Annotated in this window: 20 protein-coding genes; 16 read left to right on the top strand and 4 right to left on the bottom strand. The window is 72.3% G+C overall.

All coding sequences use genetic code 11. The annotated features are described in order from the left end of the window. Positions 1-15 precede the first annotated feature (15 nt). Entirely contained in the window at positions 16-627 is a 612-nt protein-coding gene (locus tag U5C87_RS20735) for a nitroreductase family protein (protein WP_330474323.1), read from the top strand. An 82-nt stretch (positions 628-709) separates the two neighbouring features. Here U5C87_RS20735 and U5C87_RS20730 read toward each other — a convergent pair whose 3' ends face one another. Next, positions 710-1618: a serine protein kinase RIO gene (locus tag U5C87_RS20730; protein WP_330474322.1), complete on the bottom strand. Its 909-nt coding sequence runs from the start codon at positions 1616-1618 to the stop codon at positions 710-712. Positions 1619-1869: 251 nt separating this feature from the next. On the opposite strand from U5C87_RS20730, the gene U5C87_RS20725 reads away from it, so the two are divergent. The 4 genes from U5C87_RS20725 (at position 1870) to U5C87_RS20710 (ending at position 8253) form a co-directional block, all read left to right on the top strand. After that, positions 1870-5256, top strand: coding sequence for a DUF7379 domain-containing protein (locus tag U5C87_RS20725; RefSeq protein WP_330474321.1), 3387 nt, complete (start codon positions 1870-1872; stop codon positions 5254-5256). A gap of 62 nt (positions 5257-5318) precedes the next feature. Next, positions 5319-6194: a caspase family protein gene (locus U5C87_RS20720; RefSeq protein ID WP_330474320.1), complete on the top strand. Its 876-nt coding sequence runs from the start codon at positions 5319-5321 to the stop codon at positions 6192-6194. Positions 6195-6322: 128 nt separating this feature from the next. Continuing rightward, positions 6323-7522, top strand: a complete 1200-nt coding sequence (locus U5C87_RS20715; RefSeq protein ID WP_330474319.1) for an acyl-CoA dehydrogenase family protein — start codon at positions 6323-6325, stop codon at positions 7520-7522. Between the two features lie 41 nt (positions 7523-7563). Beyond that, a complete protein-coding gene (locus U5C87_RS20710) occupies positions 7564-8253 on the top strand; it encodes a general stress protein (RefSeq protein WP_330474318.1) in 690 nt (229 codons plus the stop codon). Positions 8254-8392: 139 nt separating this feature from the next. Here U5C87_RS20710 and U5C87_RS20705 read toward each other — a convergent pair whose 3' ends face one another. Continuing rightward, the gene (locus U5C87_RS20705; RefSeq protein ID WP_330474317.1) at positions 8393-9946 is read right to left on the bottom strand and encodes an aminopeptidase P family protein; all 1554 of its coding nucleotides are present in this window, start codon (positions 9944-9946) and stop codon (positions 8393-8395) included. Positions 9947-10091: 145 nt separating this feature from the next. Here U5C87_RS20705 and U5C87_RS20700 point away from each other — a divergent pair, with 145 nt between their 5' ends. Further along, positions 10092-11645 (top strand): threonine/serine ThrE exporter family protein, encoded by a 1554-nt coding sequence (locus U5C87_RS20700; protein WP_330474316.1) that lies wholly within the window; start codon positions 10092-10094, stop codon positions 11643-11645. 104 nt (positions 11646-11749) lie between these two features. Beyond that, entirely contained in the window at positions 11750-12304 is a 555-nt protein-coding gene (locus U5C87_RS20695; protein WP_330474315.1) for a MaoC family dehydratase, read from the top strand. A gap of 58 nt (positions 12305-12362) precedes the next feature. Here the strand turns inward: U5C87_RS20695 and U5C87_RS20690 are convergent, their stop codons facing one another. Both U5C87_RS20690 and U5C87_RS20685 read right to left on the bottom strand, forming a co-directional pair. Further along, positions 12363-13499: a hypothetical protein gene (locus tag U5C87_RS20690; RefSeq protein WP_330474314.1), complete on the bottom strand. Its 1137-nt coding sequence runs from the start codon at positions 13497-13499 to the stop codon at positions 12363-12365. Beyond that, a complete protein-coding gene (locus tag U5C87_RS20685) occupies positions 13496-14095 on the bottom strand; it encodes a SigE family RNA polymerase sigma factor (protein ID WP_330474313.1) in 600 nt (199 codons plus the stop codon). Before U5C87_RS20685 ends, U5C87_RS20690 begins: the two co-directional genes overlap by 4 nt. Positions 14096-14245: 150 nt before the next feature. On the opposite strand from U5C87_RS20685, the gene U5C87_RS20680 reads away from it, so the two are divergent. The 9 genes from U5C87_RS20680 (at position 14246) to U5C87_RS20640 (ending at position 24376) form a co-directional block, all read left to right on the top strand. Continuing rightward, on the top strand, positions 14246-15136 hold the full coding sequence (locus U5C87_RS20680) for a PHP domain-containing protein (protein WP_330474312.1): 891 nt from the start codon (positions 14246-14248) through the stop codon (positions 15134-15136). Next, positions 15133-15747, top strand: coding sequence for a MarC family protein (locus U5C87_RS20675; protein ID WP_330474311.1), 615 nt, complete (start codon positions 15133-15135; stop codon positions 15745-15747). The genes U5C87_RS20680 and U5C87_RS20675 overlap by 4 nt, the downstream gene beginning before the upstream one ends. 112 nt (positions 15748-15859) lie before the next feature. Next, on the top strand, positions 15860-17110 hold the full coding sequence (locus tag U5C87_RS20670; protein WP_330474310.1) for an acetyl-CoA acetyltransferase: 1251 nt from the start codon (positions 15860-15862) through the stop codon (positions 17108-17110). Positions 17111-17181: 71 nt separating this feature from the next. Beyond that, positions 17182-18699: a carotenoid oxygenase family protein gene (locus U5C87_RS20665; RefSeq protein WP_330474309.1), complete on the top strand. Its 1518-nt coding sequence runs from the start codon at positions 17182-17184 to the stop codon at positions 18697-18699. Continuing rightward, positions 18683-19687 (top strand): winged helix-turn-helix transcriptional regulator, encoded by a 1005-nt coding sequence (locus tag U5C87_RS20660; RefSeq protein ID WP_330474308.1) that lies wholly within the window; start codon positions 18683-18685, stop codon positions 19685-19687. The genes U5C87_RS20665 and U5C87_RS20660 overlap by 17 nt, the downstream gene beginning before the upstream one ends. A gap of 5 nt (positions 19688-19692) precedes the next feature. Then, complete coding sequence (locus U5C87_RS20655; protein WP_330474307.1) at positions 19693-21477, top strand: class I adenylate-forming enzyme family protein; 1785 nt, start codon at positions 19693-19695, stop codon at positions 21475-21477. After that, positions 21474-22505 carry an NAD(P)H-dependent flavin oxidoreductase gene (locus U5C87_RS20650; RefSeq protein WP_330474306.1) on the top strand — a complete coding sequence of 344 codons (1032 nt, stop codon included), beginning with the start codon at positions 21474-21476 and terminating at the stop codon, positions 22503-22505. The genes U5C87_RS20655 and U5C87_RS20650 overlap by 4 nt, the downstream gene beginning before the upstream one ends. A gap of 9 nt (positions 22506-22514) precedes the next feature. Beyond that, positions 22515-23399: a RecB family exonuclease gene (locus U5C87_RS20645; RefSeq protein WP_330474305.1), complete on the top strand. Its 885-nt coding sequence runs from the start codon at positions 22515-22517 to the stop codon at positions 23397-23399. Between the two features lie 149 nt (positions 23400-23548). Next, positions 23549-24376: a ParA family protein gene (locus tag U5C87_RS20640; RefSeq protein WP_330474304.1), complete on the top strand. Its 828-nt coding sequence runs from the start codon at positions 23549-23551 to the stop codon at positions 24374-24376. Positions 24377-24385: the final 9 nt, after the last annotated feature.

Below are 24385 nucleotides of genomic sequence, written 5' to 3'. Positions count from 1 at the left end.
CATACGCTCTCTGCGGTGCCGGCGCAGCCTGAGATCCTCACCCCGCTGCTCCGCGACCGCGAGAGCGTCATGGTCTACGACCGCTCGCACGTGCTCGGGCCCGACGCGCTGCGCGCCATCCTCGAGGCCGCACGCTGGTCGCCGTCCGCGGGCAACTCCCAGCCGTGGGGCTTCATCGTCGGCCTGCGCGGCGACGACACGCACGCGGCCATGGTCGAGGTGCTGTCGTCGGCCAACCAGGTCTGGGCGCCGTCGGCGTCGGCGATCATCCTCACGCTGCACCAGGTGGCGACCGACGAGGACCACGAGATCGCCTACAGCGACTACGCGATGTTCGACCTCGGCCAGGCCGTCGCGCACATCACCGTGCAGGCGCGCTCGATGGGGCTGCAGGTGCGCCAGTTCGGCGGCTTCGACCACCGCGCCGCGACCGAGCGGTTCGCCGTGCCGCCCCACTGGGCCGTCACGACGGGCATTGCGCTCGGGCTGCCGGCCGGTCCCGACGACGACACCGAGATGCCGGAGTGGGTGCGCACCCGCGCCCGGCTGCCGCGCTCGCGCCTGCCGCTCGAGGCGTTCGTCCACTCGGGCAAGTTCGGCCACACGGCGGACTTCCTCACCGACTGACGATGGAAGGCGATGGAGGCCACCCCACGAACGGGTGGCCTCCATCTGGCCTGTGGGCCCTTCGGCAGGACGTCCAGAGGCGTCACCAGCGCGACGTCGCCGCCGCCATGAGGTCACCGAAGAGCATTCCCTCGTCCACCGCGTACCCACGACGGGTGAACCAGTCACACATGTTGTGGGTGTCGCGCTCGAGGAACTCCGGGCCGTGCGGGTTGCCGATGACGTCGACGACCTGCGGCCAGTCGATGATGACGAGCCGCGCCTGCTCGCCCTCACCTTCGAGGAGCACGTTGTACGGCGACAGGTCGCCGTGCGCCCAGCCCAGCTCGGCGAGCCGGAGCATCGCCTCGCGCAGCTGCTCGAAGAGCGCCGGCAGCAGCTCGGCATCAGGCCGCAACTGCGCGAGGCGAGGTGCCGCCTGCCCGTCGGAGGTGCCGATGAACTCCATCAGCATCTCGTCGTCGGACATCTGCACCGGGTAGGGCACGGGCAGGCCCTCGTCCCAGAGGCGCACGAGGGTCTGGAACTCGGCGAAGGCCCAGAGCCCGCTGATCAGCTCCTTGCCGAACGAGGTGCGGGTGCGCATGGCCCGCATCTCGCGCGACTTCCGCACGCGCCGCCCCTCGAGGTAGCCCGAGTCGCGGTGGAACATGCGGTGCTTGCTCGACCGGTAGCGCTTGCCGGCCATGAGGACGTCCCGGTCGGGGGAGCCCGGCACCCACCGGCGCACCAGGTGGACGTCGGCCTCCTTGCCGGTCTTGAGGACCCCGAGGTCGGCCTCGACCGCGCCGAGGTCGGTGATGACCCAGCCGGGACGGGGCTTCGGGCCGTGGGTCGCGCCGTCCCAGCTCGACCACCGCTCACCCTCGGGCGGCCCGTCGGGGTCGGTGTCGACCGCGTACTGCTCGTCCTCGAGTCCGAGGGCGGTCCGGCCGTTCAGCCGGGGATCGATGACCTCGAGGTCGTCGTCGTGAAAAGCGTTGAAAGACAAGAGAACTCCAAGGAAGTAGAGATGTGGGCAGGCATGCCCGGGGCCGTGACGGTCATGTCACCCTCCTTGGGTCCTGGCGGCGGCCGTGTGCCGCTGCGCTCGCGAAGAGACTGGCGCATCCGCCGGGTCCGGCGCAACGGAATTGATTCAGCGCAACGGTCGAGGCGATTGCCGCGATCTGTATCACCGAGCACCCCCGCGACCTCTACCGTGGCAAGGAGCAGGGGAGACGTCTCGGAGGGAGCCCAGGTATGCTGTCCGCGTCCTTCGGTCGGGGAGCGGTGCGCGTGCGCGCGCCACGGGGCTACGACGCGTCCCCTGCGTCGGACCGCACGGACCGTGACCTGCCGGGCGGGGGTCGGCGGACGGCCGAACGCGCAGCGCTCGTCGAGGCGCTCCGGGACGGCGACTTCGTCGTCGTCGACCGGATCGACCTGCGACCACAGCGCGCTCGCGACCTGGACGGGCGACCCCCGGCCAACCGGCGCGGCACGGTCAAGCTCGACGTCGACGTGCCGGCCGGTGAGGACGCAGCCGTCCTGCTCGAACGCGACGGCCTCTACTCGTGGCACCTGCCCACCGACGCGGGGGAGCGCACGCGGTCGCTCGAGCACGGTCCGCGCACGGTGTCCTTCGAGCTGTCCGTCCAGCCGGATCCTCCTGCCCGCCGGGGCGGTTCGGCGACTCGCTCGCTCGCGGCGCCGTCGGCGCGGGCCGACCGGGGGTTGCTCGGCGACCTCGCCCACGGCGCCCTGCAGGCCATCGTGCTGCGCTTCGCCGCCCCGGTCGTCGTCGGCAAGGTCGTCGAGCACCTGGAGTCGGGGGTGCGGACCGGGCTCGTCCACGTCACCGGCGGGGCGCTCGACCAGTGGAAGCCCGTCGCCGGCATCGCCGACGTCGGGCTGCCGACGGACCGCGCCGCCCGCGTCCTGCTCCTCGTCCACGGCACCTTCTCCTCGACCGCCGGCGCGTTCGGCGCCCTCACGATGACCCCCGGGGCCGAGGGCTTCGTCGACACCCTCGTGTCCGCCTACGACGCCGTCCTCGGCTTCGACCACCGCACCCTCAGCGTCGACCCGGAGCGCAACGCGCGCGACCTCCTCGCGCTCCTCGAGCCGCACCGGGGGGAGCTCGTCGTCGACGTCATCACCCACAGCCGCGGCGGGCTCGTGACGCGTGCGTTCGTCGAGTCGGTGCTGCCGGGCTCGGGTCTGCGCACGAGCGTCGACTCGATCGTCTTCGTCGCCGCGACGAACGGCGGCACCCACCTCGCCGACCCCGAGCGCTGGCACGACCTCGTCGACCTCTACACGAACCTCGTCATGGTCACCGCCGCGGGCCTCTCGCTCGTGCCCGGCGGCGCTCCGTTCGCCGCCGTGGTCAGCGGGGTCGTGCGTGGCGTGGGCGCCCTGGTGAAGTACCTCGTGTCGTATGCCGCTGGTGACGACGGCGTGCCCGGCCTGGCCGCGATGACCCCCGACGGGCCGTTCGTCACCGCCCTCAACGCCGACCAGCCGGGACAGCCCCGCCCCGGGACCAACTGGCACGTCGTCACCTCCGACTTCCACGTGTCGCTCTTCGACGACCACCACAACCCGCCGGAGTTCCCCCGCGAGCTGGCGGTGAAGCTCGCCGAGGGCTTCGTCGACGGGATCTTCCAGGGGCGCAACGACCTCGTCGTGGACACGGACTCGATGTCTGCGATCGGACTGCCCGCGGGCGGCTTCGTGCGCGACACGTTCGCGCTCGGCACCAACGACGTCGTGCACCACGTCAACTACTTCTCGCAGCTGTCGGTCATCGGCGCGATCTCCCAGTGGCTGCCGCTCGGTCTCGGGGCCTCGGTGGAGACGTCGGCACCGGAGTGGATGACGGCCGGCCCGGTGCTGGGCGGGGGTGACGAGGTCGGGGGAGACCGCGGGCTCGAGATGGCGGAGGCGCCGGCGCCGGCGGGTGCGCCACCCCCTCCGCCGGCCCCACCGCCACCGGCTCCGCCGCGGGCCGCGCCGCCGCCGAGCGTCGCGCCGCCGCCGACCACGGCCCGGCCGCCTGCGCCCCGGCCCGGTTCGACGCGGGCCGCGAAGAAGACGGCAACGAAGAAGACGTCAACGAGAAAGATGGCCGCGAAGGCGCCGACCGAGGCCGAGCTGGCCGCCGAGATGCCCGGCGTCGTGACGCCCGGCTCGGACGTGACGGTGCGCGTGCGTCTCGCGCGCCAGCAGCTCGCGCCGACCGAGGGCACGGTGCACGCGGCCCAGACCGTGCACGTCGATGCCGAGCGTCCAGTCAGCGTGCAGGTCTACGCCAAGGACAACGTGCAGGTGCTCGAGAACGACGCCAAGGTCTTCGGGCTCCCGGCCGGGGACTGGGCCAGCGAGCTGACCTTCCGGGTGCGCGCCCTCGCGCCGGGTCCGGTCCGTCTGTCGGTCGTGCTGCGACAGGGCTGGGTGCCCGTCGCCACGCTGATGTTGGAGGCCACGGCGGCAGCGGCCGGGCTCATGGCGCCCGCGCCCGCCACCGCCGTCGTCCACACCGGCATCGACGCACCCGAGCTCGACGGGCTGCCCTGCATCGACATCGTCGAGTGCCGCCGGGTCACCGGCGAGCGCGTCTACAGCTATGCCGTGCGCCTCGTGCCGGGGGAGCCAGAGCGGGTCTTCGAGTCGGCGCCGGTCCTGGGCCGTGACGAGTTCGTGCGCAACCGGATCGCCGAGGTCGAGCAGGTCATCAAGGATCCGGATCTCTCACCGCGCCAACGGATGTCGCAGCTCCAGAACACCGGGACACTGCTCTTCGACCAGTTCTTCCCCGAGGACATGCAGGCCTACCTCTGGGACCACCGCGACCTCGTGCACGACCTCATCGTCTACACCGACGAGCCCTGCGTCCCGTGGGAGCTCGTCCACCTCAAGCCGCCTCGGGGCAAGCGCGGCACCACGCCGCGCTTCCTCGCGTCCGGCGGCCTCGTGCGCTGGCAGCTCGGCAGCTTCCCGCCCCGACGCGTCCGCGTGCGACGGGGCCACGCCCGCTCGATCTGCCCGGTCTACGCCGACCCGATGTTCAAGAACGACGTGGGGGTGGCCGAGGCGGGCTACCTCGCCGACCGCTTCGGTGCCAGGTCCGTGACGGCCACCCCGAGCGGCGTCGAGCGGCTGCTGCGCGGCGGCGGCTTCGACCTGCTGCACTTCTCGGGGCACGGGGCGGCCCGCTCGGACGACATCGTCGAGGCCAAGGTGCTGCTCAAGGGGCAGCGTCGAGGGACCACGGTGCGCCAGCAGTACCTCACCGCGACGGACGTCTCCGAGAACCTCGACTGGACCGGGCCGGGCAGCGTCGGGCCGCTCGTCGTGCTCAACGCGTGCCAGACCGGCCGGTCCGGCGAGCTCTTCACGACTGTCGGCGGTTTCGCCAAGGCGTTCCTCGACGCCGGCGCCTCGGCGTTCGTCTCGTGCCTGTGGTCGGTCCAGGAGGAGCCGGCGCGGGTCTTCGTCGAGACGCTCTACGAGGAGCTCCTCAAGGGCACGCCCATGTCGCGCGCGAGCGCCCTCGCGCGCACGGCGGCCCAGGAGGCGGACGACCCGACCTGGCTCGCCTACGTCGTGTACGCGAGACCCGACGCCGTCCTCGAGACGGTGTGAGACGGCATACGCGACAAGCGAACCCACTCGACCGAGGGGTTCCCGACAAGGAAGGAACGGCCATGGCACGCAGGGCTCTGTGCGTGGGGATCAACGAGTTCGAGTCGCTACCGCAGTCGAGCTGGCTCAACGGCTGCGTCAACGACGCCAACGACGTCGCCAAGGCCTTGCGGCCCCTCGGCTTCACCGGTCGCTCGACGACGGTGCTCACCGACGCCGCCGCCACGAAGAGTGCCGTCATGGGCGCCCTGACCAAGCTCGTCGACACGGCCAAGCCCGGCGACCACATCGTCTTCACCATCTCGAGCCACGGCACCCAGGTGCCCAACGAGCCTGGGGGGGACTTCGAGCCCGACGATCTCGACGAGGCCTTCGCCTGCCACGACATCCGGCAGAAGGGCGACCAGTGGGACCGCGACACGGTCATCGTCGACGACGAGCTGCGCGATCTCTTCGCGCGCGTGCCGTCCGGCGTCCTGCTCGAGGTGCTGCTCGACACGTGCCACAGCGGCACCGGCCTGAAGGACCTCGAGGAGATCATGCAGGCCCAGCTGCTCGGCCGGAAGCCCCGCTTCCTGCCGCCGCCGACCCGCAAGGGGCTTGAGACGGCGCGGGCGCTGCGGGCCCTCGCGCCGACCGGCCGACCCGACCGCAGGGCGCTCGTCGAGCTGACCAAGAGCCGGTCGACCGCCTCGAAGCCCGTGCTCTTCGCGGCCTGCAAGTCCGGGCAGACGGCCTCGGACGCGACGTTCGGGGGCCGCTCCAACGGAGCCTTCACCTACCTCTTCCTCAAGGCGCTCGCCGGACAGCCCGGCGCACCCCGCGCCGACCTGCTGCGCACCGTCACGGCCGGTCTCAAGGACGGCAACTTCAGCCAGCGCTCGACGCTCGAGGGACCGGTCAAGTCCAAGAAGGTCGGCTTCGGCCAGCCTTGGTGAGCCGCCACCCGGTGACCGACGACACAGGTGTCGACCCTCACACGCCTGCGCGGTGACCGCCCGGCCGGCGCGACGGCATACTCGGTCGCAGTTGACCGAGAGCCCAGACGCAAGGTGGCGATTCGAGCATGTCCCGACTGCAGCAGACCGACGGCCTCACCGAGGAGCAGACCGAGCTGATCAAGCTCGTCCGTGAGTTCGTCGACGAGCAGATCATCCCCGTCGCCACCGAGCTCGAGCACAAGGACGAGTACCCGCAGGCCATCGTCGACGGCATGAAGGAGATGGGGATCTTCGGGCTGATGATCCCCGAGGAGTACGGCGGCCTCGGCGAGTCGCTGCTGACCTATGCCCTCTGCGTCGAGGAGATCGCGCGCGGCTGGATGAGCGTCAGCGGCATCATCAACACCCACTTCATCGTCGCCTACATGGTGCTCCAGCACGGCACCGAGGAGCAGAAGCAGCACTACCTGCCCAAGATGGCGACCGGCGAGATCCGCGGCGCCTTCTCGATGAGCGAGCCCGGCTGCGGCTCCGACGTCTCGGCGATCAAGACCAAGGCCGTCAAGGGCGACGACGGCGGCTGGACCATCAACGGCCAGAAGATGTGGCTGACCAACGGTGGCTCGGCCAACCTCGTCGCCGTCCTCGTCAAGACCGACACCGGAGCCGACTCGGTCTACCGGAACATGACGACCTTCCTCATCGACAAGGAGTCGGGTTTCGGCGAGACCGCCCAGGGCGTCACCGTCCCCGGCAAGATCGACAAGATGGGCTACAAGGGCGTCGACACGACCGAGCTCGTCTTCGACGGCCACCGCACCACCGACGCCCAGATCCTCGGGGGCGAGCCCGGCAAGGGCTTCTACCAGATGATGGACGGCGTCGAGGTCGGCCGCGTCAACGTCGCAGCCCGCGGATGCGGTGTCGCGAGAAGGGCTTTCGAGCTCGGCGTCTCCTACGCCCAGCAGCGCGAGACCTTCGGCAAGAAGATCGTCGACCACCAGGCCGTGCTCTTCCGCCTCGCCGACATGGCGGTCAAGGTCGAGGCCGCCCACGAGATGATGGTCAAGGCCGCCCGCAAGAAGGACTCCGGCGAGCGCAACGACCTCGAGGCCGGCATGGCGAAGTACCTTGCGTCGGAGTACTGCTCGCAGGTCGTGGAGGACAGCTTCCGCATCCACGGCGGCTACGGCTACTCCAAGGAGTACGAGATCGAGCGGCTCTACCGCGAGGCCCCGATGTTGCTCATCGGGGAGGGCACCGCCGACATCCAGCGCATGATCATCGGACGTCGCCTCGTCGAGGACTACAAGCTCAAGTCCTGAGCGTCCCTTGCCCGCGGCGGCGGGGATGCGAGGATGGGACCATGAGCCTGCAACCGAAGGGTCCGGGGGGACGCCAGGGATTCGCGACGCTGTCCCTGGAGTACCCCATGTCGCTGGGCGTGTTCGACCAGTACGTCGATGCGCAGAAGGCCGTCGACACGCTGTCGGACAACCAGTTCCCGGTCGAGAACTGCCTCATCGTCGGCACCGACCTCAAGCAGATGGAGCGGGTGACCGCCCGCCTCACGTGGGGTCGCGTCGCCCTCGGCGGCCTGCTGTCCGGCGTGTGGCTCGGGCTCTTCGTCGGCCTGATCCTCTCGCTCTTCTCCCGTCCCTCGAGCCCGATCACCCTGCTGCTCTACACCGCGCTCTACGGCGCCGTCTTCGGCCTCGTGTGGTCGCTCGTCGGGTATGCCTTCACCCGCGGCGCGCGTGACTTCTCGTCCGTGAGCCAGGTCGTGGCGACGCGCTACGAGGTGTTCTGCGAGCACAAGTTCGCCCAGCAGGGACGCGAGATCCTCGCCAAGGCGGGCATCGCGGTCAGCCACACCGGCTTCGGCGCCTCGGCCGTCACGCCCGCGACGCCCGCCACGCCTGCGCCGGCCGTGCCCGACTCGCCGGCCGTGCCCGACGCACCCGCAGCGACCGACGCACCCGCAGCGACCGACCCTCCCGCGGCGACCAGGCCGCCGACCGGCACCGACCAGCCAGGCCCGCCGCCCGCCGGCTGAACGACTCCGGCCTGACCGCCGGTCCGACCCGGCGGGTTCGAACCGGCGGGCTCGAACCGGCGGCGCGCCAGCCGAGACGCACCGAGCGCCCACGTCCCGACGGGGACGTGGGCGCTCGACGTATGCGCAGGGGACGCGGTCAGGCGCGGGCGCCCCAGATGCCGGCGATCCACTGCTCCACCTCGGTGGAGCTGCGCGGCATCGCGGCCGAGAGGTTCTCGCAGCCGTCCTCCGTGATGAGGACGTCGTCCTCGATGCGCACGCCGTTGCCGCGGAGCTCGGCCGGGACGAGCTCGTCGTCGGCCTTGAAGTAGAGCCCCGGCTCCACGGTGATGACCATGCCCGGCTTGAGCTCGGCGTCGGAGTACTGCTCGCGGGTGGCGAGCGCGCAGTCGTGGACGTCGATGCCGAGGTGGTGGCTCGTGCCGTGCACCATCCAGCGGCGGTGGTACTGCCCGTGGTCGGCATCGAGGGTGCCCTCGACGTCGACGCCCTCGGGGAGAAGGCCCCACTCGTGCAGGTGCTCGGCGATGACGCGGATGGCGGCCTTGTGGACGTCGCTGAACTTGTTGCCGGGCCGGCAGGCGGCGATGCCCGCCTCCTGCGCGGCGTACACGGCGTCGTAGATCTTGCGCTGCGCGTCGCTGAAGGTGCCGCTCACCGGAAGGGTCCGGGTGATGTCGGCGGTGAAGAGGGAGTCGACCTCGACACCGGCGTCGAGGAGCAGCAGGTCGCCGTCCTTGATGTCACCGGTGTTCTTGATCCAGTGGAGCGTGTTGGCGTGGTCGCCGCTCGCGCAGATCGAGTCGTAGCCGACGCCGTTGCCGTGGTGGCGGGCGTGCAGGCCGAAGACGCCCTCGACCCAGCGCTCGCCGCGGCCGCGGCGGACCGCCTCGGGGAGGTCGGCGATGACGGCGTCGAAGCCCTGGTGGGTGCCGGCGACGGCGTCGCGCATCTGCTCGATCTCCCACTCGTCCTTGACGAAGCGCAGGGTCGACAGGAACGCGGCGAGCTGCTCGTCGGCCTCGCGCTGGCGGTCGACGCGGGTCTCGGCCTCGGCGGCCTCCTGCGTGCCGGCCACGGCGTCGCGGGCCTTGTCGACGCGCGCCGCGACCTCGGCGTCGGCGTCGCGCACGACCCGGACCGTGACCTCGCCGGCGTCCTTGCCGACGGCCTCACCGAACTCGTCGATGTGCCGGGCGGTGAGGCCGAGCTCGGACTCGATGTCGGCGAGCGTGGGACGCGCCCCGACCCAGAACTCGCCGTAGCGCGAGTCGCCGAAGAACTCCTCGGTGTCGCGGTCGGCGAGAGGACGGAAGTAGAGCACGGCCTCGTGGCCGTCCTCGGAGCCCCCCTCGGAGCCGCCGTCGGTGGCGCGCCGGGGCTCGAGCACCAGGACGGCGTCGGGCTCGCGGTCGCTGCCGAGGCCCGTCAGGTGGGCGAAGGCGCTGTGCGGGCGGAAGACGTAGTCGCAGTCGTTGCTGCGCACCTTGAGACCGCCGGCCGGGATGACCAGGCGCTCGCCGGGGAAGGCGGCGCTGACGGCGTCACGACGATGGGCTGCGTGGTCGGCGACCTCGGCCCGAGGGGTCACCTCGGTGCTGCGCGGCGCCCAGCCGCTCGCGACGAACGCCCGGAACTCGTCGGTCGTCGCCGGCTTGCGGCTCGGAGAGGCTTTCTGCTCTTCACTCATTGCGTCATCGTGCCACGCGGGCGGGGTGCCACCGAACCGAGTTCTGGCGTGCTGGACGAGGACCGGGGGAGCGACGGCGAGAGGAGCGCAGTCGCACGCCGGGAGGGGTGTCCGCGGCGGTCCGGTCGTGGCATACGGTCGTGGGGTGGCCCGCACCGACCGACCCACCCGGCCGACCACCGCCCGCGCGAGCCTGCCCTCGCTGCGGGCCAGCACCCGGCGGGCCCTGAGCCCGAGCGGCCCACCGACCGACGAGATCCCGATCTGGACGACGCCCGACGGTGTCGACTCGGTCACGGCGCAGGCCGTCATCGACCTTGCGATGCGCGCCGGAGTCGCCATGATCGCGACCGGTGCGGCAGCCGCAGACGTCACGGCGACCGTGCTGACCCTGACCAAGGCGTACGGGCTCAGCTCGGTCCACGTCGACGTCACCTACACGTCGGTCACCGTCTCCTACCATCGCGGCCCGAACGCCGACCCGATCACGGTCATGCGCATCGTGCGGTTCCGCGTGCAGGACTACACGCGCCTCGAGCGCCTGCGCGGCCTCATCGTCGAGCTCGCCCAGGACCCGGTCCCGGTCGACGAGGCGCGCGTGCGCTTCGACTCGGTCATCACGGCGCCGCACCCCTACCGCCGGTGGCTCGTCACTGTCGCCGGGGGCGCACTCGCCGCCGGCGCGGCGGGTCTCGTCGGCGGCGGCCCGTTCATCATCCTGCTCAGCTTCCTCACCGCGACCGTCGTCGGACGGGTCCTCGCCTGGCTCACCGGCGCCGGCGTGGCCGCCTTCTTCGCCCAGTGCGTCGGCGCGGCCATCCCGACCGCCGTCGCGACCCTCGTCGTCGTGGCCCAGTCGGCCGGCCTGACCTTCGTCGGCGACGTCTCACCCTCGCTCGTCGTGGCCTCCGGGATCGTCCTGCTGCTGTCCGGGCTCTCGGTCGTCGGCGCCGCGGAGGACGCCCTCGAGGGCTACTACGTCACGGCCGGAGCCCGCGGCTTCGAGGTGGTCGTGCTCTCGCTCGGCATCGCGGTCGGCATCTCCGTCGTGCTCTCGCTGGGCAAGCGCCTCGACTACCCGATCGCGATCAGCTCGCAGACGATGCTCAGCGACAACGTCGTCGTGCAGGTCGTCTGCGCCGTCATCATCTCCGTCGCCTTCGCCGTCATGTCGTACGCGACCGGCACCGCCGTCGTGGTCGCGGGCCTGGCCGGTGGCGCCGGGTGGGTCGTCCTCGCACTCGCCGAGCGGACGCTCGAGCTCGGCGCGGTCACGGCGTCGGCGACAGCCGCGCTCGTCATCGGTTTCACGGCTCGACTCGTCGCGCGCCGCCTCACCATCTCGGCGCTCGCGGTGACGACCGCCGCGATCGTGCCGCTGCTGCCCGGGCGGATGGCCTACGAGGGTATCTCGCAGCTCGTCACCAACCCCGACGGCAACGGGTTCGCCGTCGGCGTCCCGACCTTGCTCCAGGCCTTCGGTCTCGGTCTCGGCCTCGCCGCCGGGGTCTCCCTCGGCACCTACTTCGCCAGCCTGCTCGTCGCCAAGCAGCAGGGGGTGCGTCCGCGTCCGGCCGCGGGGGCGACCCTCCCGGCCGACCCCGACCCGACGGCCACGGGCAGCACCGCACCCGTCCTCTCCGAGACGAGCGACCTGCCCGCAGTGGCGGACGACACGGCCGGCCAGGGGCCATCGTGAGCAAGCACACGGCGTACGACCATGGGCGTATGCCGTCCGCTCCGGCAGGCTGGGAGCCGCTCGTCCCAGCGGGGCCGGGTGAGTTCACTCGACGAGGAGCGGCAATGCAGTTCGGACGCAGCTACGAGGAGTTCGAGGTCGGTGCGGTCTACCGCCACTGGCCCGGCAAGACAGTCACGGAGTACGACGACCACCTCTTCTGCCTGCTGACGATGAACCACCACCCGCTGCATCTCGACACCCACTACGCCGCGGGGTCGACGCAGTTCGGGCAGAACGTCGTCGTCGGCAACTACGTCTACTCGCTCCTGCTCGGCATGTCGGTGCCGGACGTGTCGGGCAAGGCGATCGCCAACCTCGAGATCGAGTCGCTGCGCCACGTCGCGCCGACCTTCCACGGCGACACGATCTACGGCGAGACGACGGTCCTCGACAAGTGGGAGTCGACGTCCAAGGACGACCGCGGCGTCGTCCACGTCGAGACGATCGGCTACAAGCAGGACGGCACCGTCGTGTGCATCTTCCGTCGCAAGGTCATGGTGCCCAAGGAGAACTACCTCGAGGCGCGCGGCGGCGAGCAGCCCGGCCGTCCCGTGCCGGTGCCGGACAAGAACTGGCCCGGCCAGGACGCTGCGACGCACGGGTCCTCCCAGGCCTGACCGTCGGTTCGTGGAGGATCCCCGGCACCAGCTGCCGGCGATCCTCCACGACGCAGCCTCAGGAGCTCTGGGAGTCCCACGACGTGACGGTCTGGGTCTCTCCGCCGCCGGTCACCGTGACGGTGCCCTTGACCTCCGGCTGGGCCGATCGCGCCACGAAGGGGGTGCGGCCGCCGACCGGGTCGCCGTAGGAGACCGTGAACGCGTCGGACGGGTCGGTGGAGGTCAGGGCGACGGGTCCGGCCGTCACCCACCCGACCGCAAGGTCGTTCTCCGTGCCTGCCGCCGCCGGTGAGTGCGGCTCGACCCCGACCTGCAGGCTCCCGGCGTCCTTCAGGGCGAGGGGCCCGCTGCGCCGGCCGAAGCCGAAACGGTCGCCGTCGCGCCACAGCAGGACCGACGTCCGAGCGCTCACCGTGACCACGGCCGCGTCCACGCCACCGGTGCGCCCCGCGCGCAGGGCGGCACCGTCGGCGAGCCAGTCGATGGCGGGAGTGGCGGTGGTGGTCGGACGGGTGCGGTTCCAGATCAGCCCGATCACCTGCTCGGGGTCGGCCGACCCGGTCTCGACGCGAGTGAGCGACCCGAGCGCCCGTCCGCTCGCGGGGTCGGTCAGGACCCCACCGGAACCCTGCCCGGTGGCCAGGTCCGGGGCTGTCACGACCTGGGTCATGACGACTCCCGAGGCCGTGCCCTCGGGTCCGGTCAGCGCGTAGGCGTAGACGACGCCCTGCTGCCCGGACTCCCGCGGCATGAGGAAGCTCGCCCGACCGGGGGCGGTGGCCGGAACCGTGCGGCTGACGGTGCGACGCACCGTGTCGCCGTCGGACAGGGTCCATCGCTCCACGACCCGCCCTGCGCCGACCGGTGAGACGTCGACCCGCACGCCGGGACCGTTCTTGGGGACCCCGACGTCGAAGGTCGACCCGGTGAGCTCGCCGGAGGCCTGCCCGAGAGTGCTGCTCGAGCTCGGGTCGCCGGCCGGGAGAGCACGGGGCTGGCCGGTGACGAGCTGCACCGCCACGACGGCGACGACCGCGGTGGCGGCGGCGACGAGGCCGGTGGCCGCGAGACGGCGGCGGCGCACGACCCGGTGCCCCTCCGCGAGCACCGCCTCGGGGCTGAAGGTCAGGCCGGCGACGCGGCTCGCGTCGTCGAGCGCGGCCCTGATGTCGGTGTCCGGTGCGGCGTTCATCGAGCGCTCCTCTCTCGGGCGGACGGTCGTTGGTCGGTGGCGGTGGTGGTGGCAGCGGTGGCGGGCGCGTCCTCGCGGGCCGCGGCATCGGCGAGGGCCGCGCGCAGGGCGGCGAGCCCGCGGGAGCCGGCGCTCTTGACCGCGCCGACGGAGATGCCGAGCACCTCGGCCGTGGCCTGCTCGGACAGGTCGGTGTAGTAGCGCAGCACGACGACCCGTCGCTGCTGCTCGGGCAGGGTGCGCAGCAGTCGGACGACCTGGTCGCGGTCGTCGCTCGTGCCCTCCGCGTCGCGCCGGCCGGCGCCCTCGACCGCGCGTGCCGGCGTCTCCGGAGGCGTGTCGGTCACGACCTCCCGGCGCGTGGCGCGCCAGACGTCGGTGCGGTGGTTGACGAGGACCCGTCGGGCGTAGGCGAGCGCCTCGCCCTCACGCACCCGCGGCCACGCGGCATACGTCTTGACGAGTGACGCCTGGGTCAGCTCCTGCGCCCTGTGGTGGTCGCCCGTCAGCAGCCACGCGGTGCGCAGCAGCGACGGCCCGGCCTGCTCCATGAAGGCCGTGAAGTCGGCGTCGCGCGCCGCGTCGCGTCGGCTCACGTCGTTCCCCTGTCCGTGCTGTCCATGCCCTACCTACGGGCCGTGTGCGACAAAGGTTGCCAGCCGGCGACCACGACGGGTCCACGGCTCGCGCGGACCTGCGGGGTGGCATCGACGGCGGCGCGCACGTCGGCCCCTAGGCTGAGGGGCGTGACCACGACCGGTTCCGCGCGCGAGGCGCGCACGCGTCCGGTCATCGACCTGCACACCCACTCGGCCGTCAGCGACGGCACCGAGACGCCGACCGAGCTCGTCGCGGCGGCGGCGGAGGCCGGCGTCGACGTGCTGGCCATAACCGACCACGACACCGTTGCCGGCTGGGCCGAGGCGGCCGAGGCGGCGGGCGCCCACGGCATCACGCTGGTGCGGGGCATCGAGATCTCGTGCGCCTGGCGACACTCCTCGATCCACCTGCTGGGCTACCTCACCGACGCGGACGACGCCGCGCTCACGGAGGAGCTCGCGCGGGCACGTGACTCCCGGTCCACCCGACTCGAACGCATGGTCGCGCTCATGGCGGCGGACGGCATACCCCTCGGGTACGACGAGGTGCTCGCCCAGGTGGGCCCCGGGGCGACGCCCGGTCGGCCGCACATCGCCGACGCCCTCATCGCGAACGGCACGATCCGGCACCGGGACGAGGCGTTCCGGTCGTGGCTCGGCGACGACTCGCCCTACTACGTGGGCCACTACGCGCCCGACCCCGTCCGGGCCGTCGAGCTGGTGCGGGCCGCCGGTGGAGTGCCGGTCATCGCCCACCCCTTCACCCGGACGCGATCCGGGGCGCTCGACGACGCGCTCGTCGAGCGGATGCGCGACGCGGGGCTCGTCGGGCTCGAGGCCTACCACCGCGACCACGGGCCGGAGGAGGTCGCCCGGGCGCAGACGCTCGCCGGTCGGCTCGGCCTGGTGCTCACGGGGTCGAGCGACTACCACGGCGAGGGCAAGCGCAACCGGCTCGCCGAGAACACCACGGCGCCCGAGGTGCTCGAGGCGATCGAGGCCGCCTCCAGCGGGGTCACCGAGGTGCTGAGGCCGTGAGCGTCTTCGACACGACGATCTTCCTCAGCACCTTCATCACCCTCATCGTCATCCTCGACCCGCCCGGGGCCGTCCCGATCTTCCTCGCGCTCACGGCGTCCCTGACCAAGGCGCAGCGCAACGTCGCGGCCCGGCGCGCCTCGCTCGTGGCAGTCCTCGTCATCGCGATGTTCGCGCTCTTCGGCCGCAGCATCCTCGACTACCTCCACATCTCGATCGCGGCCCTGCAGGGCGCCGGCGGCCTGCTCCTGCTCCTCGTCGCCCTCCAGCTGCTGACGGGCAAGGAGTCCGACGCGCTCGCCGACGCCGGGGTCAACGTCGCGCTCGTGCCCCTCGGCACGCCGTTGCTCGCCGGGCCGGGGGCGATCGTCGCGACGATGCTGGCGGTGCAGCGCTCGGACACGACGGGGGAGTATGCCGCCGTCGCCGCGGCGCTCGTCGCCGCCATGCTCGCGGTCTACCTCGTACTGCGCTTCGCCGGCCGGGTGCGCGCCCTGCTGCGCGAGAGCGGCACGATGCTGCTGACGCGGATCGCCGGCCTGCTCCTGTCGGCGATCGCCGTGCAGATGGTCGCCAACTCGGTGCGCGCGTTCGTGGCCGGCGAGGGCTGAGAACGGCCTCGCCGCTCCTGCCAGCTCCCCGGAGTGACTCTGTCAGCTGTAGTAGCGTGCCCGGTGAAGGACAGGCTGGGCACCGACGGCGGCGTCGGGAGCGGAGGCGGACATGACGGCCGGCAGCCCGAGCACCTCCCCGGACGGGGTCTGGGTGCTCGGTGGGTTCCAGACGGACTTCGCGCGCAACCTGACCCGCGAGGGCCGCGACGTGTCGCACCTCGTCGGCGAGGTCGTCGACGGCACCCTTGAGGCGGCCCGCGCCGCTCCTGCCGACGTCGAGGTCGTCCACGTCGGCAACGCCTTCGGGCAGCTCTTCACCGGCCAGGGCCACCTCGGCGCCATGCCGGCGACGGTGCGCCCCGACCTGTGGGGCTTGCCCGCGAGCCGCCACGAGGCTGCGTGCGCGTCGGGCGGTGTCGCGCTGCTCGCCGCCATGGCCGACCTGCGCGCCGGCCACTACGACTGCGCCCTCGTGCTCGGTGTCGAGCTGGAGAAGACCGTGCCCGGCGACGAGGCCGCCACGCACCTGGGGGCCGCCGCCTGGGTGGGGCGGGACGGCGAGGGCGCGCGCTTCATGTGGCCACACGTCTTCAGCGTCGTCGCCGACGAGTACGACCGGCGCCACGGTCTCGACGACGCGCACCTGCGCGCCATCGCCGCGCTCAACCTCGCCAACGCCCGACGCAACCCCAACGCCCAGACCCGCGCCTGGGACCTGCCCGACCTGACCGGCCCGGACGCGACGGACGACGCCCTCAACCCCGTGGTCGAGGGCCGCCTGCGCCGCTACGACTGCAGCCAGGTCACCGACGGCGCCGCGGGCGTGGTGCTCGTCTCCGACGCGTGGCTGCGCGACCACCCCGGCCGGAGGCCGGTCGCCCGCATCGACGGCTGGGGCCATCGCACCGTCGGGCTCGGGCTGCGCCAGAAGCTCGAGCGCGACCGGGACGAGCTCTACGTCCTGCCCCACGTGCGCCGGGCCGTCACCGACGCCTTCGACCGGGCCCACGTCACCCTCGAGGACCTCGACGGCTTCGAGGTCCACGACTGCTTCACCCCCACCGAGTACCTCGCCATCGACCACATCGGCCTCACCGGGCCGGGGGAGTCCTGGAAGGCGGTCGAGGACGGGTCGATCGCTCCCGGCGGGCGCCTGCCGATCAACCCGAGCGGCGGGCTCATCGGCGGTGGCCACCCGGTGGGGGCGAGCGGCATCCGCATGCTCCTCGACGCCACCAGGCAGGTCAGCGGCACCGCGGGCGACTACCAGGTCGAAGGTGCCCGCACGTTCGGCACGCTCAACTTCGGGGGCAGCACCGCCACCACCGTCAGCCTCGTCGTCGGCGCCGTCGACGACTGACCACCACCCCCGAGACCACCTCTAGACCACCCCTGAACCACCCGAAACCACTGCGAGGCAAGGAGACCCGGATGGACATCGACATCGTCGGTCGGATGCTCTCGACGCTGCCCGCGGACGACGACCACCCCTACCGCACGGGGCCGTGGCAGCCGCAGACCACCGAGTGGCGGGCGGACGACCTCGACGTCGTCGAGGGAGAGGTGCCGACCGACCTCGACGGCGTCTACCTCCGCAACACCGAGAACCCCGTGCACCCGTCGCTCAAGCACTACCACCCCTTCGACGGCGACGGCATGGTCCACGTCGTGGGCTTCCGCGACGGGAAAGCCTTCTACCGCAACCGGTTCGTGCGCACCGACGGGCTCCTCGCGGAGCAGGAGGCCGGGCAGTCGCTGTGGGCTGGGCTCGCCGAGCCCCCCTACCTCTCGCTCCGCGAGGACGGCTGGGGTGCCCGCAGGCAGATGAAGGACGCGTCGTCGACCGACGTCGTCGTGCACCGCGGCACGGCCCTGACGAGCTTCTACCAGTGCGGTGACCTCTACCGGCTCGACCCGATGTCGGCCGAGACCCTGGGCAAGGCGACGTGGCACGGCCGGTTCCCCTTCGACTGGGGCGTCTCGGCCCACCCGAAGGTCGACGACCGCACCGGCGAGCTGCTCTTCTTCAACTACAGCAAGGACGCGCCGTACATGCACTACGGCGTCGTCGACGAGGCCGACGACCTCGTGCACTACATCGACGTCCCGCTGCCGGGTCCCCGCCTCCCGCACGACATGGCGTTCACGGAGAACTACGTCGTGCTGAACGACTTCCCGCTCTTCTGGGAGCCGGAGGCGCTCGCCAAGGGAGCGCACGTCGCGCGCTTCCACCGTGACATGCCGAGCCGCTTCGCCGTCGTGCCGCGGCGCGGGCAGACGAGCGACATCCGGTGGTTCGAGGCCGAGTCGACGTACGTGCTCCACTTCGTCAACGCCTACGAGGACGGCGACGAGATCGTCCTCGACGGCTTCTACCAGGGCGACCCCGAGCCGAAGGACAACGGCATGGGCAACCGGTGGGAGCGCGCCTTCCGCTTCCTCGCCCTCGACCGCATGCAGGCCCGGCTGCACCGCTGGCGGCTCGACCTGCGCACCGGGCTCGTCAGGGAGGAGCAGCTCTCCGACAGCATCACGGAGTTCGGCATGATGAACGGGGCCTACGCCGGCGGGAAGTACCGTTACGCCTACGCCGCCACCGGCAAGCCCGCCTGGTTCCTCTTCGACGGGCTCGTCAAGCACGACCTCCAGACCGGCACCGAGGAGCGGTATGCGTTCGGCGACAACGTCTTCGGCAGCGAGACCGCGATGGCGCCACGCGTCGGGAGCGCCGGTGAGGACGACGGCTACCTCGTGACCCTGACGACCGACATGAACGAGAACGCCTCGTACTGCGTCGTGTTCGACGCCGCACGGGTCTCCGACGGCCCGGTCTGCAAGCTCCGGCTGCCGGAGCGGATCTCGAGCGGCACCCACTCCACGTGGGCGCCGGGGGCCGAGCTGCGTCGCTGGAGCACCGCCGAGACGGCAGCGGATGCGATCGGCCTCTGAGCCGACGGTCGACGACGTCGACCTCGGCACCGTCCCCACCCAGCTCGAGCCCGGCTCGACCAACGCCATCGGCCGCATGCTCGGCCTGCTCGGTGACGAGTGGACCCTGCTCATCCTCCAGCGCGCCCTGCGGGGGACCACGCGCTACGGCCAGTTCCTCGACGAGGTCGCGATCTCCAACGCCGTCCTCTCGTCGCGGCTGGCCACCATGGAGCGCGAGGGCGTGCTGCACCGCGTCGTCTACCAGGACCGGCCGGTGCGGGCCGAGTACGTCCTCACCGCCCGGGGCCGTGGCCTCTGGCCCGTCACCATCGCCATCTGGGACTGGGAGCGCCAGTGGGTGCCGGGTCACGCGCAGACGCTGCCCGCGATGCGCCACGCGCTCTGCGGGCAGGACTTCTCGCCCGACCTGACCTGCAGGGTGTGCCGTGGGGCAGTGCCGTCGAGCACCGTGCACGCCGAGTGGGGCCCCAGCGGGTCGTGGGAGCGATCCGTCCCCGACTCGACCACGCGGCGTCGCTCCGACATCCGTGCCGACCGGTCGCAGGCGGGCCTCTTCCCCGAGACGATGTCGATCTTCGGCAACCGGTGGTCCTCGGCCCTCATCGGCGCCTCCCTGCGGGGACTGACGCGCTTCGGCGACTTCGTGGACGCGTTGGGCGCACCACCCGCACTCGTCGCCGAGCGGCTGCGGTCCTTCTGCGACATCGGCGTCCTCGAGGCCCGAGGCCGGCGCGGGCCGGGTCGGGTGGGCCGGGCGGAGTACCACCTCACCGCCAAGGGGCATGCCTTCTACCCCGTCGTCGCGGTCGCCATCGACTGGGCGCAGCACTGGTATGCCGCGGCCGAGGGTCCTGCGCTCGTCCAGCAGCACGTGCCGTGCGGGGCACCGCTCGCCGTCGCCCTCGCGTGCGACCAGTGCTCGGCCGACCTGCACGGCAGCGACATCGAGATCGTCCCGCGCACCGCACGTCGAGGGGTCAGGTAGACGTCATGACCGACGCAGTGACATCAGCCGCAACGTCGGCCGCAACGTCGGCCAGCACCTCGGCCGGGAAGCCGGCACGGGGACTCCACCCGCCGGACAAGGTCGCCGACTACCGCGCGAGAGGGTGGTGGGGCGAGCAGACGCTCGACGGCCTCTTCGCCGACCAGGTCCTGGCCCGCGGCGACGCGGTCGCCGTCGTCGACCCCGCCAACCGGGGGGCCCTGCTCGGCTCGCCGCCGCGGCGGCTCACGTGGCACGAGCTCGACGCCGAGGTGACCGCCCTCGCGGGCCGCCTGCTGTCGCTCGGGCTCGTACGGGGTGACGTGCTGGCGGTGCAGCTGCCCAACACCGTCGAGCTCGTCGAGGTCTACCTCGCTGCGTGGCGGCTGGGGGTCGTGGTCTCGCCGCTGCCCGTGCAGCTGCGGGAGCGTGAGGTGGCCAGCATGTGCGCCCGAGCCGGCGTGACGGCATACGTCAGCTGTGCACGGTTCGGCGAGCGTCACCTCGCGGCCGACGCGGCCACGGCGCTCGCGGACGTCGAGTCGGTGCGCGCCGTCGTCGCGTACGGCCCCGAGTCGGAGACGTCCGAGCTCCCCATCGGCGTGCGGGTGTGGCACCCCGAGGCGGCCACGGACGCCGACCGCCGCACGGTCGAGGCGCAGGCGGCCGGCGACCCCAACGAGGCCAACGACGCCGTGACGATCTGCTGGACGTCGGGCACCGAGAGCGCGCCGAAGGGCGTGCCGCGCTGCCACATGGACTGGCTCGCGGTCGGCGTCGCGACGACCGAGGCGCCTCAGGTCACGGTCGAGGACGTGCTGCTCAACCCCTTCCCGATGATCAACATGGCGGGCATCAGCGGGATGTTCCTGCCGTGGCTGCTCACCGGCTGCGTCCTCGTGCAGCACCACCCGTTCGACCTGCCCACCTTCCTCGGGCAGGTCGCGACCGAGCGCGTCACCTACACGTGTGCACCGCCGGCGCTGCTGTGGATGCTGCTCGGCAACGAGGAGCTCATGGCGCGCGTCGACGTCAGCAGCCTGACGCGGATCGGCTCGGGTTCGGCGCCCCTCCAGCCGGCGATGGTGCGCGGCTGGCAGGAGCGCCGCGGGATCAGCGTCATCAACTTCTTCGGCTCCAACGAGGGGATCGGGCTGCTGTCGAGCCCGGTGGACTTCCCCGACCCCGACGACCGGGCGCAGTTCTTCCCCCGGTTCGGCGCACCCGGCGTGACGTGGTCGACGCGGGCCGGCGAGTGGACCGACACCCGCCTCGTCGACATCGTGACGGGCGAGGACGTCACCGAGCCCGGCCACCCGGGCGAGCTGCACATCAGCGGGCCGAGCGTCTTCGCCGGCTACCTCCACGGCGAGGAGCTGCCGAGCCCCTTCGACGACCGCGGCTACCTGCGCACCGGGGACCTCTTCGAGATCGCCGGCGACCGCGGCCAGTTCCTCCGCTACCTCGACCGCGCCCGCGACCAGGTGATCCGCGGCGGCACGAACATCGCCCCGGCCGAGCTCGAGGGCCTCATCGCCGACCACCCCGCCGTCGCCGACGTCGCCGTCATCGGCGACCCGGACGAGCGGCTGGGGGAGCGGGTCGCGGCCGTGGTCGTGCTGCGGCCGGGGGAGACGCTGACGCTCGAGGAGCTCGTCGCGTGGCTGCGCCAGCGCAAGATCGCCTCGTTCAAGCTGCCCGAGCGGCTCGAGGTGCGCGACGAGCTGCCCCGCAACGCCGTCGGCAAGGTGCTGAAGCGGATGCTGCGCCGGACCGGGGTTCCTGAGTGACGCCGGACGAGCTGCTGCGCTCGCTGCGGCTGCCCGTCGTCGCGGCGCCGATGTTCCTCGTGTCCGGGCCCGAGCTCGTCGTCGCCGCGGCGCGGGCCGGCATCCTCGGGGCGTTCCCGACCCAGAACTGCCGGACCCCGGAGCAGCTCGACGAGTGGCTCGGGATCGTCTCGGCCGGCGCGGGCACCGCACCCTGGGCGGTCAACCTCATCACCCACCGGACCAACGGCAGGCTCGCCGACGACCTCGCGCTCGTCGCGCAACACCGGCCGCCGGTCGTCATCACCGCACTCGGCTCCCCGCGACCCGTCATGGAGGTCGTCAAGGGCTACGGCGGTCTCGTCGTGGCCGACGTCGTCGACCTCGCCCTCGCCCGCAAGGCGATCGCGGCCGGTGTCGACGGGCTCGCCTGCATCAGTGCAGGGGCCGGCGGGCACACCGGGCACCTCTCGCCGTTCGCGTTCGTCTCGGCCGTGCGCGAGATCTTCGACGGGCTCGTCACGGTGGGCGGCGGCATCGCCGACGGCGCCGGGGTGGCGGGAGCCGTGGCAGCCGGCGCCGACCTCGTCTACCTCGGCACCCGCTTCCTCGCGACGACCGAGAGCAGGGCTGCCGACGCCTACAAGCAGATGGTCGTCGACCACGGGCCCGACGACCTCGTTGTCAGCGACGGCATCACCGGCGCCGACGCTTCGTGGCTGCGCCCGAGCCTGCTCGCACACGGGCTCGACCCCGACCGGCTTGCCGGCGAGGCCGCTCCCGGCTGTGTGGGCGCGGGTGGGCGCGCGGGCCACCGGGACTACGACGTGCGCGACTACGACGTGGCCGTGTCCGAGGCCAAGCGCTGGTCCGAGCTGTGGGCGGCCGGGCAGGGGCTGCAGAGCATCCGCTCGGTGGCACCCGTCGCCGAGGTCGTGGACACGCTCGAGCGCGAGTTCCACACGGCCGCAGACCGGCTCGCGACCGTTGCCGGTCCACGACGCCGGGGTGGGGATGTCGTCGGACGTGGTGTCGGTCCTGCGTCGTAGGGTGTCGGCGTGACGACGGGACCAGCCGAGCAGACGACCTTCGCCGGCATGCCCACGCCGCTCTACTCCGGGTCGCCCTCGCGCCTGCTCGCCTGGCTCGACTGCCCGCGCCGCTACCGCATGCAGTACCTCGACCGTCCGCGTCCGCAGGCCCGGCCGCAGCGCGCCCACACCTCCGTCGGCATCGCGACGCACAACGTCCTCCGCGACTTCTGGGACCTGCCCGCCGGGCAGCGCACGCCCGCCGGGGTCGCCGAGCTCGTCCGCACGTCGTGGATCGACGTCGGTTTCCGCGACCCCGAGCAGTCCGCCGCCTGGCGCCTCCGGGTCCGCGACGCCGTCACCGACTACCTCCGCACGAGCGACCGCGACAACCAGCCGGTCGGCATCGAGCGCAGCGTGTCGCTCAAGACCGACGAGGTCGCCATCACGGGCCGCATCGACCGCCTCGACGACCGTGACGGCGAGCTCGTCGTCGTCGACTACAAGACCGGCCGACAGGTGCCCACCGACGACGACGCGCGCACGTCGCTGCCCCTGGCGTTGTATGCCGTCGCGGCAGCCCGCATGTTCCGCCGGCCGTGCCACCGGGTCGAGCTGCACCACGTGCCCTCGGGCACGGTCTCCTCGCACGAGCACACCGACGAGTCGCTCGGGCGCAAGATCGCCGAGGCCGAGTCGATCGCGTCCGACCTGCGGCGGGCCGACGCCGAGTTCAAGGACGTCGGGGTCGAGTCGAGCCGGTTCCCGCCCCGCACCTCGGCCATCTGCTCGTGGTGCGACTTCCGCGCCCACTGCCCCGAGGGTCAGCAGATGGGGCCCGAGAAGTCCGACTGGGCCGGTCTCGAGCCGGCGGGCTACGACACCACCCCACGGGAGCGCGACGATGCCTGACACCGACCTGCGGTGCTCGCCCTCCTGACACGGCTCGTTGTGCGCCGGCACGGCCAAGGGCCCGTCGTCGTGTCGGCTCTGTCACGTGCCGAGCGCGCCCCGCGGACGATCTCGGCGTTCTGAGCGCTCGACCTGACAGACTGGGACGCATGGCGCCCCGCACCCGCACGTCCGGCTCGTCCACGGCGTCCGGCAGCGCTCGGCCCGCTGCCGACGGAGGCCCCACGGTCATCGCGCTGGCCAACCAGAAGGGTGGCGTCGCCAAGACGACGTCCGTCGCGAGCATCGGCGCGGCCCTGGCCGAGCTCGGCCAGCGGGTCCTGCTCGTCGACCTCGACCCGCAGGCCTGCCTCACCTTCTCCCTCGGGGTCGACCCCGACACCGTCGAGCGCTCGATCCACGACGTCCTCACCGGCTCGGCCGAGATCGGCGACGTCGTCGTCACCTCCGAGGAGGGCGTCGACCTCGTCCCGTCGGCCATCGACCTGGCCGGCGCCGAGGCCATGCTGCTGCCACGGCCCGGGCGCGAGTACGTCCTGCGCTCGGCCCTCGAAGGCGTCGACACGGCATACGACGTCGTCCTGCTCGACTGCTCGCCGAGCCTCGGGGTGCTGACCCTCAACGCGCTGACGGCCGCCGACGCGCTCATCATCCCGATGCCCTGCGAGATGCTCAGCCACCGCGGCGTCGGGCAGCTGCTCGACACCGTCGCCGACGTGCAGAAGATCCTCAACCGCGACCTCGAGGTGTGGGGCATCCTGCCCACCCTCTTCGACGGCCGCAGCAACCACGCGCGCGAGGTGCTCGCCGACGTGGGGGAGCGCTACGACCTGCCGGTGCTCGAGCCGCCGATCCCCAAGACGGTGCGCTTCGCGGAGGCGCCCGCGGTGGGCCGCTCGATCCTCGCGACGGCCCGCACGTCCAAGGGCGCCCAGGCCTACCGCGACGTCGCGACGGCCCTGCTCTCGAGGCTGTGACCCGGGTCG

It is taken from the genome of Terrabacter sp. C0L_2, from assembly GCF_036352015.1.
Classification (GTDB): domain Bacteria; phylum Actinomycetota; class Actinomycetes; order Actinomycetales; family Dermatophilaceae; genus Terrabacter; species Terrabacter tumescens.
The sequence above is the reverse complement of the archived record's forward strand: the minus strand, read 5'-3'. Positions and strand labels throughout refer to the sequence as shown.